Here is an 18,372-nt window from a genome sequence, read left to right as displayed (position 1 = left end):
TTAATGATGGAATTGTGTTTTTTGACTGTTTGCCAGGTACCGTATGATATCGGAATAACAGGAAAACTATGGATAAAATGCTTGCCAGAAAATTGATTATATCGGCATTTCTTTTTATTGCTGCTCTCTTTGTGATGCAGTTTCTTTATTATGCCCAGGTAAGACTTGAAAAAAAGAATAATCATGAAAAACTCAGAGAATATATCGACCAGGACCTCGTTTTCAGCTGGGAGACCATGGATGATGAGCTGGCTAAGATAAATGAGATGATAAATAACAGGCATTTTTCAAACGAGGATCTCGGAAGACTCTATGAGAAGGCCAGCCTTATTTATATGCAAAAGGGTGAGACCATGAGTTATTACAGGTATCTTGGTTATGCTCTGTATTATCTTGAGCAGAGTGAGGATAAAGACTATACGGTCAATATTTACCTCGATCTTGCCAACTTTTTCCTGAACAATTATACAGAGGATTCGGCGAGAAAAATGATAGCCGAGGCGAAAAAGGTTGAAGCGTTTGAGAATATCGAAGATATTCAGATCAAAAGCTATGCCTACCGCATGCTTGGAATCATGGCCATTCTTGATGAGGACTATGAGGCTGCGGAGAATTATCTGAAGGAGTCTCAGAAAATTGTTGATACGTCACACACGAATATTTATGAAGAAACCTATAGTGCGATAAACGATACCTGGCTGGCCAGAGTCTATGTGGATACAGGCAGATATGAAGAGTGTCAGGAAAAACTGGATAAATGGGACGGACACGACATGTTTACGACGGATGTTTATCGTCAGATAATGCTCCGAGACCTGATAGTTCCCTATTACCAGATTGAGTGTTATCTGTCTGCCGCCGAGACATTAAAGGACTCTGATAAACTCAGCAAGGAAGAGCTTGAACAAAGGGAAGTTGAGGTTGGGGAGCACCTTGATCAATTTATAGAACTTTGCGAGGAAAACGGCTATCAGAAGGCAGAACTTAGCACTATTTTAAGGCTTCAGACCGATTATCCGCCGACCAGTGACGAGGTTCGGTTCAGGCTGTATGGAATTTTGAACAGATTGTATACGGATTTGTTTGATAATCAGAATATCTCATATTCAAATGTCATTGATAACATGGTCTCTGATTCAAAGGCTGAGATGACCAGAGATGAGCAGTACAGGAGACAGTATGTCAAGAGATTGCAGATAATCATTGGATCAATGATTGTTGTTGGCATTATAATACTGATATTTATAATACTGCTTCTAAACAGCAGGATAGATGCTCTTACCAGGCTCTTTAACAGAAAGACCTTTAATCACGACTACAACAGGGCAAAACGAAGAAACCAGATATTCAGCATAATAATGATTGATATAGATGACTTTAAGCAGATCAACGATAGCTATGGTCATATCAATGGCGATATAGTGCTGGGAAGAATGGGACAGCTTATGCAAAGGGAAATCACCGCAGATGTTCACTGCTATCGGTACGGCGGTGAGGAATTTGTCCTGCTTCTTGATAAAAAGGCTGTGCCTTATGCTGAGGCAGTTGCGAACAGACTCAGGCTTTATATGGAACAGCAGACCTGGATGTTCACGGAGGATCAGAAGATAACCTTAAGTATTGGGGTTGCCACCGGAAGCGGTAAGGATGATGTCCTAAAAAATGCGGACGATAGCCTGTATTTTTCAAAGGAAAACGGAAAGAACCGTGTTACGGTATATGAAAAAAATAAAATCTTAAGCCATTGACAGTGCTGTGTATTTTGACTGGGATGCTGCAATATGAGCGGCATCCCTTTTCTATGGAAGGCATTGTGTGTATAATAAAGTTTTGTATGGATGGATTATCATCCGGTGCTGTATTAGTTTTGGTTAGGAGAAGTCATGTCAAATATAATTTTACTTATCAGTAATTCCATACTGCTTGGCATTGGTCTTGCGATGGATGCTTTTTCCGTGTCGATTGCAAATGCCATAGCAGATCCTGAGATGAACCCTAAGAGAAAAAATGTAATAGCAGGTACCTTTGCCGGTTTTCAGTTTTTGATGCCGATGATCGGATGGATCTGTGTACATACAATAGCTACTATATTTACACAGTTTCAGGTACTGATTCCCTGGATTGCGCTGATTCTTCTTTCATATATTGGCGGTAAGATGCTGATTGAGGGAATCAAGGAACAAAAGAGTGATGAGCCTATTGAAAAGGAACCGCTTACTGTAAAGCTTTTGATGGTTCAGGGAATTGCAACGGCAATAGATGCACTTTCCGTAGGCTTTACAATTTCTGATTACAACGCACCGGAAGCGCTTGTGTCTGCACTCATTATCGGCGCGGTTACTTTTGTGATATGCAGGATTGGTCTTCACCTTGGAAGAAAAGTCGGACTTAAACTTGCAGGAAGAGCCACAATTGTAGGCGGTATAATTCTTATCGGAATAGGAATAGAGATTTTTGTAAGAGGATTTTTCGGAATCTGAGTAAATACATTTAGAAAGGAACAACTATGGCAACAATCAATTCAGTTGAACAGCTCACCGAGAACAGATTCGTTAATCTGTTCCATGTAAAGGGTGAGAATGATAAGGGGCATAAGTCCAATTATTTTGTGGCATCCAGATGTAAGACAAAAGACGAACTTATGATAAACACAGGGAAAAATGTGGCGGATGGTGTTTCTATCTATGCGCTTTGCGGAGAGAAGCATGACAAGGTGGTTATGGTAAAACAATACCGCTATCCGATAAATACCTATATCTATGAGTTCCCCGCAGGACTCTGTGAGCCAGGAGAGGATTATCACGAAGCTGCGGTTCGCGAGCTTCGCGAGGAGACGGGACTTACATTTCATCCGATTGAGGTGGATCCGATGTATGAGCTTCCGAGATTCTCATCAGTTGGAATGACAGACGAATCAGTGGCTATGGTATTTGGATATGCAGATGGTAAGATAACCGATAAATATCAGGAACTGAGCGAGGAGATTCAGGTTGTAATTGCTGACAGGGATGAAGTCAGACGCATCCTTAAGGAGGAGCATGTTGCAATTCTTGCAGCCTACCAGCTCCAGCACTTTTTACATGATGAGGAACCATTCGCTTTTTTGGAAGAAAAACAGTAATATATTAGCCTTCTCCCCCCCTGGGAGAAGGTGTCAGCGAAGCTGACGGATGAGGGAAAGGTTAAGACAATGATTAAAGACAATTTAGAAGAAGTAGAGAAGAAAATTCAGGCAGCCTGCGACAGAGCGGGACGCGATAGAAGCGAAGTTACCCTTATTGCGGTAAGTAAGACCAAGCCCGTATCTGATATCAGACAGGCGATGGACTGCGGCATTACCGTATTTGGTGAGAATAAGGTTCAGGAGATCAGAGATAAGACGGAGGAGATCAAAGAGCCTCTTCACTGGCATATGATCGGTCATCTTCAGACCAACAAGGTGAAGTATCTTCCGGGAAAAGTGGATATGATCCACTCTGTTGATAAGCTCTCGCTTGCTGAAGAAATTGAGAAGCAGGCTGCAAAACACGACCTTGTCATGGATGTTCTCTGCGAAGTAAATATGGCAGGAGAAGATACAAAGTTCGGCCTTACACCGGAGGAGGCACCGGAGTTTGTAAGAACTATAGCAAAGCTTCCTCATGTCAGAGTTCGCGGACTCATGACTATAGCGCCTTACACAGATGATCCGGAGTCTAACAGACAATATTTCAGGGCACTCAGGGAGATGCTGGAAAAGCTCAAGGCTGAAAATATCGAAGGGACACAGCTTGATACGCTTTCTATGGGGATGACCGGAGATTATGAGATCGCTATAGAAGAGGGAGCAACTTTCGTAAGAGTCGGCACCGGAATATTTGGCGAGCGCGACTACGGTAAGGTGTAACCATCACAGTTTACCAATTTTTCATAATCATTTTATTGATAATCTGCCTACGGAACTTTAGAATAATAATAGGGCGTGAAAAATTGCTCAATTCTATTCCCGGAGTGGTCTGATGTTAAGAACAATGCCTTTAACCAAAAACCTCACACTGGATCAGATAAATCACCTGATAGACACAGGTCATGTTTTTGTGGCGCCTCTTGGCATGAACAGAACCGCTTATATCGTTATCAATCACAAGCCCTTCATGGTGGTGGTAACAGATGTATCGATAAACGGAATCCAGCTTTCGGGCTCCTGGTACAACTGGGATGAACTAGAGAAGATGGGCGGAGTATTCGAATCCGAATTTGAAGCTCTTAAGGCTGTAGCCGGAGGAGCATAAAACAAAACCATTAAAACAGCCGCCGCATATATATGTTATACTTCAGACTCGTTGCAAAAAACGCATAATCGTCTGAAGTATAACATATATATGCGGCGGCTTTTCTATGCTTTAGTATTCATTATGTTCTTGCCTGCTCATGCCTTTATGTGTTTCATGTCTTTGCATGCGTTATGTCTTTGTATAATTTATGCTTTGGCGTGTTTCATGTGGTAGAGGTCGGTGCCGGCGCGGGCAATCAAGGATGGAATCGGGACGGGAGAGGAGTAGTCGTACTCCGCTATGCCTACACATACTGATAAATCATAGGGAGCAGCGGCCTTTTCGTTGAGAATCTTCACGCTTGATCTGATCTTGTCGGAGAGCCAGTTTACTTCACCTTTGTATTCGGTTTCGGCAATGATTATAAATTCGTCCCCGCCATATCTTGAAACAAAGAATCTGTTTCTGTGAGCCTGGCAGGCTTCCTTCATTGCAGTGGAGACTCTGACAAGAGCCTTATCGCCCTCTATATGTCCGTAGTTATCATTTATTTCCCTGAAGTGATCCACGTCAATTATCATAAGATAAAGTGAAAGTCCCGGTGTAGGCGTCTTCATTTTTTTCAGAAGATAACGCTGCATCTGGTGTCTGTTGTTGACCTGAGTAAGGGAATCCATGGAAATCAGATCCTCCAACGAGGTCAGATAAACCTGTAGGATGGAAAGTGTTGCACCAAAACACATGATTGGAATCTCAAGGAATATCAACTGAAGAACCCCGCATACTATGGGAAGGAGCGGGAAAATACCGATTACAAAATAAAGTCCGTGGTCAATATAACGCTCCTGTGTGTAGACTCTGATAAAAGCCTTGATAGACGCATGAACCATGTATCCGATGGGGACAAGTACAAGTACGGCATAAAGAGGACCATACAGAAGTGTACCTGACTCATCAAAGGAAAAGACTATACCGCCAAATGCTCCGAAGAGAATCAGGAGAATAGCCACTATCATGGGAACAGCACTTTTTATGACTCCTTTTCTTGAAAGGATGTCCTTGTTTTGCTGATTCAGTTCGCAGAATATAAACCAGCAGTAGCTGCAGGCAACAATAAATGCATAAGGAATAATGGAAACGATAAACATTGCGCTCTGAGTACTTGGAATGATTCCTTCAAAGAAAAGCGCCCAGACAGCATCTGAGAGAAAATATCCCATCAATACCAGAATCATACGACGCAGAACAATTGTTGAAGTCTGGCGATCAATGCCTTGATTTATCTTTATAAGAATTAGCCCCAAAATGATAGTGCATGCTATATTGGCTTCGGTATAATACAGAGCTTCAGACACGATGAGTCCCCCTGAGTTGTAATGAATTTCGCATCTGCGATATTTCCACCTATTTTATCACTTTTAGAGCCTCTATTTTTCGGCATTTTATAAATTTTATAATTTTTTAATAAATTATACACCGTGTGAAATTACGCTAAATTAAGGGAATCTTTAGCTAATTGTGCTATACTAATACCGATGCTATATTAAATATTTTTTATGGGGGTAAAGCCATGCAGATTTATGTTTCACAGAGCGTAGTTCGAAGTGGCGACGGAACGAGAAACCATCCATTCCGTTTCATTCAGGAGGCTGCCGACATAGCTCGTCCCGGAGACGTAGTAATTGTTGCTCCGGGTATTTACAGAGAATTTGTGCATCCGAAAAACAGCGGAACCAAGGATCAGCCTATAGTTTATTGTACTACCGAGCCTCAGGGGGCTGTGATCACAGGCGCCGAGGAGATAAAGGAATGGGAGCCCTTCAGGGGGGATGTCTGGAAGGTCAGTGTTCCCAATAATATTTTCGGAAATTACAATCCATTCACTACGAAGATAGAGGGTGACTGGTACTTTGCCGACAGGGAGAATCACACAGGAGAAGTTTATTTAAACGGCAAATCCATGTATGAAGAGAATTCCCTTGAGGCGGTTGAAAATCCCGAAGTCAGAAGAAGCTCCTGGGATCCGGAATTTAGCGTTTATACCTGGTTCTCAGCGCAGGAGATGAATGACACCGTTATCTTTGCCAATTTTCATGGAAAAGATCCGAACGAAGAAACTGTCGAGATAAGCGTAAGAAGGAACTGCTTCATGCCGCTTACCGATGGTATAAATTACATCACTGTGTCAGGCTTTGCGATGAGGCAGGCAGCAACGCAGTGGGCACCGCCTACAGCTTATCAGGACGGACTTATAGGACCGCACTGGGCTAAGGGTTGGATCATTGAGGACTGTGAGATCTATGAATCCAAGTGCTCGGGCATTTCTTTGGGTAAATATCTTCAGAGCGGCAATGATAATAAGTGGACAAAGACCTATATTAAGGATGGAACTCAGACAGAGCGCGATGCTGTATGTCAGGCAGTAAATGAGGGCTGGGACAAAGAGCACATTGGCTCTCACATAGTAAGAAGGTGTGAAATCCATGATTGCGGGCAGACCGGAATTGTGGGACATCTCGGAGGCGCCTTCAGCACAATTGAAGATAACCATATTTACAGGATAAATACCAAGCATAATATAGAAGGTGCCGAGATTGGCGGCATCAAGATGCACGCCGCGATCGATACGATTTTCAGAAGAAATCACATCCATCACTGCACCAGAGGAATCTGGCTTGACTGGCAGGCACAGGGAACAAGGGTTACGCAGAACTTTTTCCATGATAATACTCCGCCCGAAGGGTGCGAAATAAAGAGCGGATTGTCTCTGGGAGAGGATTTGTTTGTCGAGGTATCGCACGGACCGACTCTTATTGACCACAATCTTATGCTGTCGGATATTTCCTGCAGATTAAGCACTCAGGGTATCGCACTGGTGCACAATCTTATAAATGGTTCATTTACCTTTGTAGGTGAGGGATGTGACAACGGCGGACTTAAGTTCCAGAGCTGCAGATACACGCCATACCATGTTCCGCACTCCACGAAAATTGCGGGCTTTATGACTATTCTGCACGGCGATGCAAGATTCTATAACAATATCTTCGTTCAGAAGGAGATAAGGCAGGACCTCAGAGATTATGTGCATCAGGCAGGCTTTGAGTCACTGACGCTATACAATTTCATTTGCGGAACCAAGCCCTATGACGGTTATCCCACGAAGGAACAGTATTTTGCCTCGTTAAAACCGATGTCCGGAGACTTCGCTAAGCCCGGCAGCAATGATAAATACTATGATCATCTTCCGGTTTACACCGGTGGAAATGCGTTCTTTAACGGAGCGCAGCCCTGTGACAGCGAGCATTCGCCCTATATTGAGAAAAATCATACCGTTAAGATAATTGTCTCCGAAGAGGACGGACATTTCAGACTTCACACGAACCTCTACGAGTATCTGCCAAGGAGCATGACTCGAATGGTTTCAACAAAGGTTATGGGACAGGCTTTTGAGCCGGAGCAGTTTTTTGAAAATCCGGACGGGACAGAGATTATCTTTGATACGGACTATTTTGGAAGAAAAAGATCAATCCATCCGCTCTGCGGACCTTTTGAAGAAGGTGCTGCGGACAGGTTTACCGTTGCATATCCCACCATGGGCGGACGTGCAATATATTATCACGATAAACACCGCCTTGAAGGAAGAGCGCGTAAGCGTATTTCTCAGAAGGACTTGGAGGATATGGAGCCGGAGCAGAGACCTTTTGGGGAGTTTGAGAACGGCCCCGAGGGTGAAGCAAGCTGGGAAGCCATGGAAAAAGAGGATGAAGTGGCAAGAATTCAGGCTGATATTACGATGACCGGCTGTGAAAATGTTACCTTCCCCTACAATGGAACGTTGTTCCAGGTTCAGGATATTTTTGTAAGAGGCAACACGGCGTGGCTTCGCGATCTTAAAACGCAGAGGCTTGTTGAGGTTGACTGCGAATACGGAATCTATTCGGAGAAGAAAAAATGGAGTGTCAGCTCATTGCAGTCTGTAGATGCCGGTTCTGATGCCAATATGAGCGGTCTTGTTCAGACAGTGGGAACACTTTTGTGCGTACTCAGTAAGAGTATGGCTCATGATCCCGCAGATGCCTGCAAGACTATAAGTGAGAGAGTAAATAAGGCTCTCGAGCCACGCATAACTATGAGACTCACACCTAAATATTTAAAATTTATACAGGAGAAAAAATTTATCTCATTAGAGGATGTTATTTACAGAGTAAAGACATCACCTATTGAGCCTGTCACAGAGACTGTTGAGAATCTGTGATACAGATAACTATTAACAATGGAAAGACATACAAATTGGTACAAACTTGATAATGCTGCAAAGATCATTCCTTCAACAGTTAGCGGGGCAAATACGAGAGTTTTTCGTATTTCCTGCGAACTGTTTGAGGAGATTGATCCGGTCATATTACAAAGGGCGCTTGATGAGTCCATCGTCGAATACCCTTTTTTCAATTGCATTTTAAGGAGAGGCCTTTTCTGGTATTATCTTGAGGATTCAAACCTTTCCTGCGAGGTGGAGGAAGAGCATCTGCCGCCCTGCAGTGCGCTGTATCTTCCCGGTAAAAAGAGTCTTTTATACAGAGTGTTTTATTATAAAAGACGTATAAGCATAGAGATGTTCCATGTGCTGGCTGACGGAACGGGTGCGTTCATGTTCTTTAGGCGTATGGTGACGAGATATCTCGAGATTGCTCATGATTTTCATGTGGATGACGATTTCTTCGCAGCGGAAATTTCATCTCTTCAGGAGAAAAATAACGATGCCTTCAGGCATTTTTATCAGAACCAGAAAGGCTTAAAGCAACTAAAGAGCCTTTCTTCAAACAATGCTTATCAGCTTCACGGAGAAGTTGACAGTAACAATGAGTCACATATTGTTGAAGCCTGTGTTTCGGCTAAGGCTTTCAAAAAGCTTGCAGAGAAGTATGGCTCAACAGTTGGAGTTCTTTCGACTGCGGTTTATATCGCAGCCATAATAGATACGATGTCGACTGCACAGAAGAAAAAGCCGATTGTTGTAAGTGTGCCCGTTAATCTGAGGCAGTATTTTCAATCTTACACAGCGAGAAATTTCTTTGGGGTAATAAGCATAAAATATGATCCCATGGATTTTGACAATACGCTGCAGAGCATTATAGATGTGGTGAATGCAGCTTTTAAGAAGCAGCTTGAGCCTTCAAGAATTAATGAGACCATGAATTCTTATGCGGCGCTTGAGCATAATATAGCGATAAAGGTTGTGCCGCTTTTCATAAAGGATTATGTCGTAGGACAGTTTGATGCTGCTGCCAAGAAAGGTGTGACGACTTCGATTTCAAATATGGGTGTTATAAAAATGCCCGCTGAGGTGACTCCTTTCATAGAGAGATTTGCAGCGTTTATGACTGCTTCCAAGGAGCAGATAACCATATGCAGCTTCAGGGATAAGATGGTGTTCGGAGAGTGTTCGGCCTTCACCAATCATCCCACGATGCTGAACCTTTGCAGAAGGCTGACTGCTGAGGGAATCGGTGTTGAGATAAGCACCAATGATTATGATGTTCCAATTATTAAGGAAAAGAAGACAAGGGAGAGTAAGTAAATGCATTATTGCCCGAAATGTAAAATTGTAATAAGAGGGAACAAGACCTGCTGTCCTTTGTGTGAAGGAAAAATTCTCGGCAGGAGCGACGTTCTTAGAACCGGTATAGATGAGAGGATGTATGATATTGATGATTTTTCGGAGGAGCCGGATGAGCCCTACCCGACGCTTCCCGAGAGAAAAATCAACGGCGTGACTTTTGTGAAAATATGCACCTTTTTACTGGCAATCATTATAGTGCTCGGAATTACACTTAAGTATCTCTTCGGAGATATGGTGACCTGGGTTGGAATGGTTATTCTCGGAAGTGTTGTGTTATGGCTGGATATACTGGCCATCATGCGCTATCGCTATAACATATTAAAAGTTCTTGCAGTTGAGGTACTTGTCGCGATAATTGTCGACTATTACATTGACAAGGTTACAGGCTTTCACGGATGGAGTGTTATTTGGATGATTCCTTTTTGCCTGGTGGGGCATTCGATCGCGAGCTGGATTATCGCTAAATTTATGAAGCTTCGTATAGAGGAGTACATCATATATATTGTATTTGATGCTGTGCTCGCCTTTTCCCAGGCCTATTTCATCTGGAGCGGTGAAAACACATATCCTTACGCAGCGGTGTTTGTCATGGCAGCTTTCGCGATTGCTGTCGCCGCATTGTTACTGTTCCGCTTTAGAGAGCTTAGCAGTGCAACGCAGAGGATGTTTAACGTGTAAACCTTCTATGTGGCGAGAAGCCACAACGAGAAAATGCTTACGTTTTCGAGTCTGGCTCTGAAGAATTACTTACAAGAGATGATGGATCATGGACTACAAAGAAAAACGCAAAATCAGAAAGCAAAAACTAGAGCAGCAGTTTGGCGACTTCGTGGAGAATTCCATCGGGAAAAGAATAGTTGATAAAGACCTTATTGCCCCTGAACTCCCCGATAAGCCTGAAAAGAAGAAGTGGTACCGCGTTATAATTCCCATGGGGCTAAGTGGTGATGGCTCTGAATATCATGTTTATGTAAAGATTGCAGATCCCAAAAAGCTCTGCATCTTTTTTTCAGGCGGAGGTGTGGCGTACAACGAGTACACTGCTGCAAGGCCTATTACCGGTGGAAAGGTTGCTGCGGATCTTCCCAATTACTATTGGAATAATCTGCGCCCTTTTACTCAGATAATGAACATCGATATGGGGATCATGAACCTCAAGGATAAGGCAAACCCTTTCAAGGACTGGTCTATAATTGATATTCCTTATGCCACCGGCGATTTTCACGTAGGAAACAACGATTTTCCCTATGAAGGTGAGGATGGAGAGAAGCATGTTCTGCATTTTCACGGATATATCAATTTCCTTGAAGCGATGGGGGTATCCAGAAATTTGTTCGGAAACCCGAAAAGACTTCTGATAGCTGGTAACAGCGCAGGCGCTTTTGCGGTTCCGGCACTTACTGATGAGATACTCAGAGTGTGGTATCCTGAGGTGAAAGATGTGACGCTTTTATCGGACAGTGCGCTTCTTCTTTACAATAAGTGGGAGTATACCGCACGGGAAGTTTGGAAAGCTCCGGAGCCGATATGTGATGCCATTAAGTCAGACAACATCACGCTTAGCTGGTATAGACGATTATTTAAAAAATATGGTAACAGACTTAGATATCTTTACTCCAGTTCCACCAGGGATTATGTGCTTAGTGCCTACTATAATGATGTTACCAACAAAACCTACAAGACGGATGCGGATGTTCAGGATGCGTACTATAATCAGCTTAAGGAAATGGTAAAGGAGTTAAAGGATCTTACTCCGAAGTTCGGTATGTTTATAAATGACTGGACGTTGCCTATTGTCACAAAAGGCGGAACTGTTCATACAGCAGTGCGGGAACCGTATTTTACCCTTTTTTCGCAAAACGATGTGACAATGGCGCGATGGCTTCACGATGCCGTAAACGGGAATGTTTATGATGTCGGGATGGAGCTACTGAAATGATGTCATAACTATATAGCCTTCCCCCTTTGGGGCGCACGACGTCCGGGGGACGTCGGCTTTGCGCTGACCGGAGCGGAGCGTAGACAAGGTGGCACGAAGTGCTGGATGAGGGGAAAACAATATACTAAATTTTTTCAATGTTTATGCCGAAATAAAGTATGAAAAAAAAAGCAGGGGATTTATGCGCATGCAAAAACGTAGGGGGAAAATCAGGAAAACAATAAGAAATACTATCCTTACGTTATCCTGCATCACCTTTCTGGTGGTGACAGGTATTTTTGCTGTAGAGATTTATCAGGAGCAAAAGAGCAGCGCCAACATGAGAAAAGTTCAGGCAATGGCAGCTGTTACGGTTGGCGAATCCGGCACCGTAAAGAAGGCTATAAGTGATGATCCTAATGATCCAAAGAACAATCTCGCAGCTCTGAAAATAGAGTACCTGTATAAGAAGAACAAGGATCTGACCGGCTGGCTTCGAATCAACAATTCGGATATTGATTATCCGATAATGTACAGGGAAGGGGATAATGACTATTATCTTCAGCACGATTTTTTCGGAAATGATGACAGAAACGGCCTATTGGTTTTAGATAAAAGATGCAGTTTTGATTTGTCTGATAATCACCTTCTGATACACGGACATAACATGAAGTCCGGAGCATTGTTCGGAACTCTGAAGTATTATAAAGAAGATGAGTATCTTAGAAAGCACCAGGCAGTTGAGCTTGACACACCGACAGAACAGCGATTTTATGAGATAATAGCAGTGGTTGATACCACAGCAAACGGTGAGAAGGATGGCTTTAACTACGCAGATTATATCAATATAAATGATAAGCAGACTTTTGATACCTACATTGCATATCTTAAAGCAAAGTCACTTCACAAGATAGCAGCGACAGCTTCCTACGGTGACCAGCTGCTTACACTTTCAACCTGTGACTATACAATGAAGAACGGAAGATTACTTGTTGTTGCGAAACGAGTAGGATGATAAATTGCTAAATGACAGAGATGAATTTTGAGTCTAAACACCGGAAGGGGAATTTGACATGAAAAAAATACGAGTACTTACAATAATTCCAATTTGTCTTATGCTTATGCTTACGCCTGTATCTGGAATCCGCGCAGGTGCTGTAACGGTTGATATTAAGGACAATTACGATGCCGGACTTTTAGGCGAAGAGAGGGATGGTAACGGTAAAGATGAAGATGAGGATGCTGCAAGCACCGCGAGCTCAAGTACTGCAACAAACAGTGCATCCAAGGCTTCCTCAGCAGCAAGTAATACGGCTTCATCAACTGCTCCGGCAGCAACCACGCCGACAACTACTACGCCGGCAGCAACAGATGTCGCTGCTAACACTGCTTCTACAGCAGCAACCACCACAACAACAGATCTTCCCAAAACAGGTGATGATAACCGCATAATGATTACCTTCATTGCAATGCTTGCCAGCTTTTCCGTATTCCTGACAGCACTGCTTACAGGGAAACATCTTAAGGCATGATGATGCTCATATTGTTGATAAGCTTAGGTCCGTACATATTGTTCGGGCCTTTTTATTTTTGGTCTAAAATTTTTAAATTTCCTCTAAAGTTATAATGTTTTTAGCCGATATATAAGATAGCAAGGGATATGCCGAATATCAAAGGATTGATAATCTTTGGTATTCGGCCGTTTTTGTGTTCAAGGAGTGATGCTTTACCCATAAATGATGAAGAATGGGGATTTATGGGTGTGCCTGGTTAGAGAGGTTACCAAGATTATTTCAATATAGGAAAAATATTGGTATAGCGGAAGGAATTATTTGCCAAGATATTTGATAAATTAAAAATATCTTGGTAAAAAAGCTAGGACTATTTACCAAGAAATTGCTAATAGTAGAATAATCTTGGTAAAGAGAAACGAATTTCCTACCCGGATTTTCAGGAAAAGAACGTTATCTGGGTAAGAGAGGAAGCAAGAACGGGAAATAGTCAGTTAAAAAGAACATAGTTTGCCTTGAAAAAGAGCAAAATGCTTATCTTGAATGAGTTCAAAAACAGAAATTCAAGGCAAAATGGGGGATATCTGGGACAACTGTAATCGTACAACTGCGATTAATAAAAGGAGGGATTGTCTATGATGGAACTCACCGGAATTAAAGAGCAAAACGGTATCTATACATATAGTTATAACGTTACACCGGATAAAGTATCATCAAACGCTAATTCTGCACAGATAGAAACCAATAAAATACAGCAATCAAAGCAAACATCACAGATAAATACAGCCAACACCCAAAGCTTTGAAGACTGCTACAACAATGCGGCCGATACAATTCAGAAAACCTCAAAGTCAGATTACTCAAAGGCAGAGTGGGATGCGCAGAGAACAAAGAATACTGCAATAGGAAAACTTCAAAAGCTGGATGCGGATGTTGCTGCGCTTGAGAGAGTTGCGCCTAATGCACCGCAGGAAGTCAAAAGTGCGTGGATTGATGCTTCCAGGGAGACAGGTTTTAATGGCATGGGATACGGGGAAAGCGGTGCAACAAAGCTCTTTGCGGAAGTATCGGCCAGTGCAAGAATGACAGACAATAGTATTGCAGGAGTCCAGGATCTTTTTGGCGGGACTGTGGATTCAGCAATAGATGCTGTGTCAGCGGCCAGATATGACACCATAAACAACAGTGCAAACGGAAATAGTAAGGAACTGGAATTCTACGACAATCTCTTGGGGAAACTGAACGGCCTCAAGGATGGAAGCTATACGCCGTCAGATGTCAGTACTTTTGAGAAAATGAATAAGAATAATATTGATGTATATCCGGGAGAAGAATCAAAAGCAGTAGAAAAACTGGAACTTCCGGATAATTACGGCCAGGGTTATTTCTTCCATAGGGCGGCAGCGTATGATGCGGAAGGAAATAGCTTTGAACTTAGTGCTAAGTATCCCGCCGACTATGATAAAACAAATCCGTCGGTTGAAGTCTATGTGAAACAAGGTGATCAGGAAGGCTTATACAAAGTTGAGGTGAATAAGGTAAATCCTGAAACTGCCGGACAAGCAGAACTTTATGGCTTGTTTGCTTATATTGAGGATGACAAAAATGTTCCAAGGAATATAGACCCTGACTCATCAGACCTCTATTATTCAGAACTAGATAAAAAACTGGAGAAGCTTAAGAGTGATAATTTTACGCAGATAGACACTCAGGAAATGGTAAACACCTTCAAGAGTATGGATACACTTTCCTATTGGGATAAGATAGATCTTAGAAAAAGTCTGATGGAGATAATGTAAATATGATGTTAAAAGGCGGTGTGCGATTGCATACCGCCTTTTGAATTATTGTAAATAATATAGCTTTGATTTAAACTTAAACGAGGAAACTCAACTAATTCAGTAAATAATGATTTTATTCATTTAGGTCAATAGGGGGAAACCAAATGAGAAGTAAACCATTATCTCTATTACTTATGTCTACGATAGTATGCTGCCTATTTTCCGGATGTGGCAAAAAGGGAAATGATGCTGCAACAGCTCCTGAAAATAATGGTACGACTGAAGCAGCCCAGAACAGCACGTCCGATTCTGCCGGGGATAAATCTGCAGAAAAATCTGATGAAAACACCAAATCTGATGATGAGACAGAAGATAAAACTGGTGAGGAAGAAGCTTCCGAAGACGCAGCAGAAAACTCTGAATCTGCTTCTCCTTATGATGGAGTACCACCGCTTGTTCTGCACAAGACAAGTAAATATGAATGGAATGAGGATAATAAGCCTTATCTCAAACATTACTACAGTTATCTTTCTCTTGGCAAAGAATATGCTGCTTCACACAGCGAGCTTGCGAAGAATATAAATGATGCCAGAGATGATATTGAAGCACACGAGTATGACTATTATACGTTATCCATGGAAGAGGCGAAGGAATATGATGATCTTACCTTCGAGTGCAGCTGGTATACGTATCTTAGGAGGGCTGACAGCAAGTACATCAGCTTTGTCAATGAATGTGAAAATGCGGGAACCTTCGACTTTAATGTCCTGTCATATATAGCGCATTCATATTATGTGGATAGCGGAAAAGAGATTAAGCTGACAGACATCGTTGCTGATGAGGATGCTTTTTATGACCTTCTGGCAGAGAAAGTAAAGAAAAATGTTGACGAAACACTGACGGACTATATGGGAGAGCCGTCGAACCTTGACAAGGAAGGCATTAAAAAAAGTATAAAGACCTGTATGCAAGGCACAGGGTGCGCATGGACTCTGGATCCTCAGGGGGTAACCTTTTGGTTTGATTCAAATGTATTTTCGCCATTTTCAACGTCAAACACTGTATTCTTCTCAGAAGATAAAGATGGGAAGATTTTTAAGGAGGAGTTTGCAAAAGATATCCCGGATGAATGGATAATGATGATGCCGGGAGGAGACAATACGTACTTTGATGAGGATGATGACGGAGAAGAGAATACTGTACTTTCTTCGGAAATAACTGAGTATGATCCGGATTTTGATGACTACTATGTTTCAGGTTTTATGATCAGCTATGAAAATGACTACAAAAAGTACAAGGGGGAAGAGGCTAGCTCCTACTTCATTTTCCTTATGCATAAAGATCATAAAAATCTTATTCTTGAATCACACTATGAGTATGATTATGCACTTATCAGTGCTTATCCGCTTGTTAATGGCAAAATAAAACAGGGCGACACAATGCTTGCTGGACTCGAATATGCCTGGGATGAGGCAGACGAAGATGAAGACGCTGCTCCTTTTTATATGCCGGTAGGAACGGAAGATATCAGGGTGCTTATTGATGAAGGCGGTGAGGAGCATGATGTAAAGGCTGATACAATAAGCGTCTCCATGGATGGAGAACTTTATAAAAAAGGTGATGAAAATGCGTTTGATGGCCCCAAATCAGAAGAAGACCTTTTCACCTTCATGGAGGGGGAGTGGAGTCTTGTAAATCCGGTGACACTTAAAGATTATGGTCATATGGAAATCAAAAACGATGGCTCTTTTACATATGGATATACAGGCTCTGACGAGACCTGTACAGGTGAGTTTACACCAGATCACCAGTATCCCGGAGAGAAAAATGTACCCTTATCATTTTCTGTAAATGTGTCAGGGATAGATAAGATGACCTTTGCAGACAATGGATATTATGTGCCTGATGACGGCAAGGATACATCAAATGTGAAACTGTATTATGGCAGCTGCGACAAAGAAGACTTCATTTACATGGAGGAGACAGGTAACGGCGATTCCTTCATGGGAAGCGTTCTTTTCCAGGATCAAAGTAGTGTGGACGGGTCATTTTCACTTTCATCAAATTCTTATCTGATGCATAGAAAGAACAGCGAAACGATAGAGGCATCCGCAAACACAGGAAGCTTTTATGCATGGGTATGGAAAGCTGACGATAAAGGGCTCTGGGCACAGGAAATGAAACCCCTTACCTGGGACGGAGAGAATGAGTACACATTAAATCGCTTTACGGCAGCAGCTTTTGAACCGAAACAGATGAGCGCCGAATACTATAAATATTCAGATGGAATAGATAAGAAGCTGCTCTTAAACGGACAGCGACTGGAAATGGAATATCCAAGATACATGTGCAAACTGAGTATCGGATCGGATGGAAGCATAAAAGATATTGAAGAGGTTGACAGTGCATTTTACGGAATGTATGACCTTGGGGATTTGGATCCGGAGATTTCTTATGATGGTCTGAAGTTCAATTATAATGGCGCTACCTTTGATTTGGAAGGAAAGGGCGCGGGAAATGCAATTCTTGATGTTTATCATGCATATGGAAAAGAGATCGTGGAGTGTCATGTAAATCCACATACAAGTTTATATTACATTTTTGATAAGTTCCGCGGAGAATTCTGCGAGGAACCCATAGACGGGACGAATCTTATCTGGCTGGATGATGACTTCACAACTGCAATTTATGCGCAGAAGAATGAAGTGAGAGACCTGTGCGGTGATTTTATGTTTGCTGTAGATGGTGAAGAAATTTCAGATCTTGAATTTACCGATGGCGGAAAGAGGGTAAAATGCTCTTACTATGTAAATGGCTATAGCGATGTCGAGGAAGAGACATTTGAAATGCCCGAGCGCCGAGACGCTGCAATGAATGCATATTGTAATTATGTGGATTCCGGAAGAGCAGGTGACTACAGAAAGTTTATGGAATATGCACCTGAAGATGCCGTATTCCTTGCTGTTACAGATCCGCAGGCTTGGGCAAGAGACCTCTTTTTCCTATCAGACATGCTTGAAGAGACAGCTGTAAACTATGTAATGGTTGTCTCTCTGCACGACAACTCGGTCGTTGATGTATATAAGGACGGCGAAACATGTACTGCTACCGAGTATCTTGATAAAGGAAAGAGCAGCATGTACAAGATGACGGTTTCTGAGACTATGCCTTTATATACCATTAAGGTAACAACAGACGAAGATGGAAAAGAGACCACTACAGAGTGGCCGGTAACGGAATTCAGTGGTGAAACCTACCAGCATTGCAGCTTTATTACAGGGAGATAATT

The 18,372-nt window shown here is 42.4% G+C and carries 14 protein-coding genes; 13 read left to right on the top strand and 1 reads right to left on the bottom strand.

All coding sequences use genetic code 11. The annotated features are described in order from the left end of the window. Positions 1–68 precede the first annotated feature (68 nt). The 5 genes from BMW61_RS09990 to BMW61_RS09970 all read left to right on the top strand — a co-directional run bounded on the left by BMW61_RS09990 (position 69) and on the right by BMW61_RS09970 (position 4,271). A complete protein-coding gene (locus tag BMW61_RS09990) occupies positions 69–1,748 on the top strand; it encodes a GGDEF domain-containing protein (RefSeq protein WP_091821476.1) in 1,680 nt (559 codons plus the stop codon). 135 nt (positions 1,749–1,883) lie between these two features. Beyond that, positions 1,884–2,480 carry a manganese efflux pump MntP gene (locus tag BMW61_RS09985; protein ID WP_091821474.1) on the top strand — a complete coding sequence of 199 codons (597 nt, stop codon included), beginning with the start codon at positions 1,884–1,886 and terminating at the stop codon, positions 2,478–2,480. A 26-nt stretch (positions 2,481–2,506) separates the two neighbouring features. Next, positions 2,507–3,121 (top strand): NUDIX hydrolase, encoded by a 615-nt coding sequence (locus tag BMW61_RS09980; RefSeq protein WP_091821472.1) that lies wholly within the window; start codon positions 2,507–2,509, stop codon positions 3,119–3,121. Between the two features lie 69 nt (positions 3,122–3,190). Beyond that, positions 3,191–3,886: a YggS family pyridoxal phosphate-dependent enzyme gene (locus BMW61_RS09975; RefSeq protein WP_091821520.1), complete on the top strand. Its 696-nt coding sequence runs from the start codon at positions 3,191–3,193 to the stop codon at positions 3,884–3,886. A 112-nt stretch (positions 3,887–3,998) separates the two neighbouring features. Next, positions 3,999–4,271, top strand: a complete 273-nt coding sequence (locus tag BMW61_RS09970; protein WP_022760561.1) for a hypothetical protein — start codon at positions 3,999–4,001, stop codon at positions 4,269–4,271. A 188-nt stretch (positions 4,272–4,459) separates the two neighbouring features. Here BMW61_RS09970 and BMW61_RS09965 read toward each other — a convergent pair whose 3' ends face one another. Further along, positions 4,460–5,608, bottom strand: a complete 1,149-nt coding sequence (locus BMW61_RS09965) for a GGDEF domain-containing protein (protein WP_091821470.1) — start codon at positions 5,606–5,608, stop codon at positions 4,460–4,462. A 215-nt stretch (positions 5,609–5,823) separates the two neighbouring features. On the opposite strand from BMW61_RS09965, the gene BMW61_RS09960 reads away from it, so the two are divergent. The 8 genes from BMW61_RS09960 to BMW61_RS09925 all read left to right on the top strand — a co-directional run bounded on the left by BMW61_RS09960 (position 5,824) and on the right by BMW61_RS09925 (position 18,370). Further along, positions 5,824–8,508, top strand: coding sequence for a right-handed parallel beta-helix repeat-containing protein (locus tag BMW61_RS09960; protein WP_091821468.1), 2,685 nt, complete (start codon positions 5,824–5,826; stop codon positions 8,506–8,508). 18 nt (positions 8,509–8,526) lie between these two features. Continuing rightward, positions 8,527–9,831, top strand: coding sequence for a hypothetical protein (locus BMW61_RS09955; RefSeq protein WP_091821466.1), 1,305 nt, complete (start codon positions 8,527–8,529; stop codon positions 9,829–9,831). Beyond that, positions 9,832–10,551, top strand: a complete 720-nt coding sequence (locus BMW61_RS09950; RefSeq protein WP_022760565.1) for a DUF6320 domain-containing protein — start codon at positions 9,832–9,834, stop codon at positions 10,549–10,551. 88 nt (positions 10,552–10,639) lie between these two features. Then, positions 10,640–11,812, top strand: coding sequence for a pectin acetylesterase-family hydrolase (locus BMW61_RS09945; protein WP_091821463.1), 1,173 nt, complete (start codon positions 10,640–10,642; stop codon positions 11,810–11,812). Between the two features lie 187 nt (positions 11,813–11,999). After that, entirely contained in the window at positions 12,000–12,806 is an 807-nt protein-coding gene (locus BMW61_RS09940; protein ID WP_175475158.1) for a class B sortase, read from the top strand. 58 nt (positions 12,807–12,864) lie between these two features. Further along, positions 12,865–13,323: a hypothetical protein gene (locus tag BMW61_RS09935; protein ID WP_091821457.1), complete on the top strand. Its 459-nt coding sequence runs from the start codon at positions 12,865–12,867 to the stop codon at positions 13,321–13,323. A gap of 614 nt (positions 13,324–13,937) precedes the next feature. Further along, the gene (locus BMW61_RS09930; protein ID WP_091821454.1) at positions 13,938–15,101 is read left to right on the top strand and encodes a hypothetical protein; all 1,164 of its coding nucleotides are present in this window, start codon (positions 13,938–13,940) and stop codon (positions 15,099–15,101) included. A 146-nt stretch (positions 15,102–15,247) separates the two neighbouring features. Then, positions 15,248–18,370, top strand: coding sequence for a hypothetical protein (locus tag BMW61_RS09925; RefSeq protein WP_091821451.1), 3,123 nt, complete (start codon positions 15,248–15,250; stop codon positions 18,368–18,370). Positions 18,371–18,372: the final 2 nt, after the last annotated feature.

It is taken from the genome of Butyrivibrio sp. ob235 (assembly GCF_900109475.1).
Lineage (GTDB): Bacteria > Bacillota > Clostridia > Lachnospirales > Lachnospiraceae > Butyrivibrio.
Note: the sequence above shows the minus strand (reverse complement) of the source record. Positions and strands in the feature narration are given on the sequence as shown.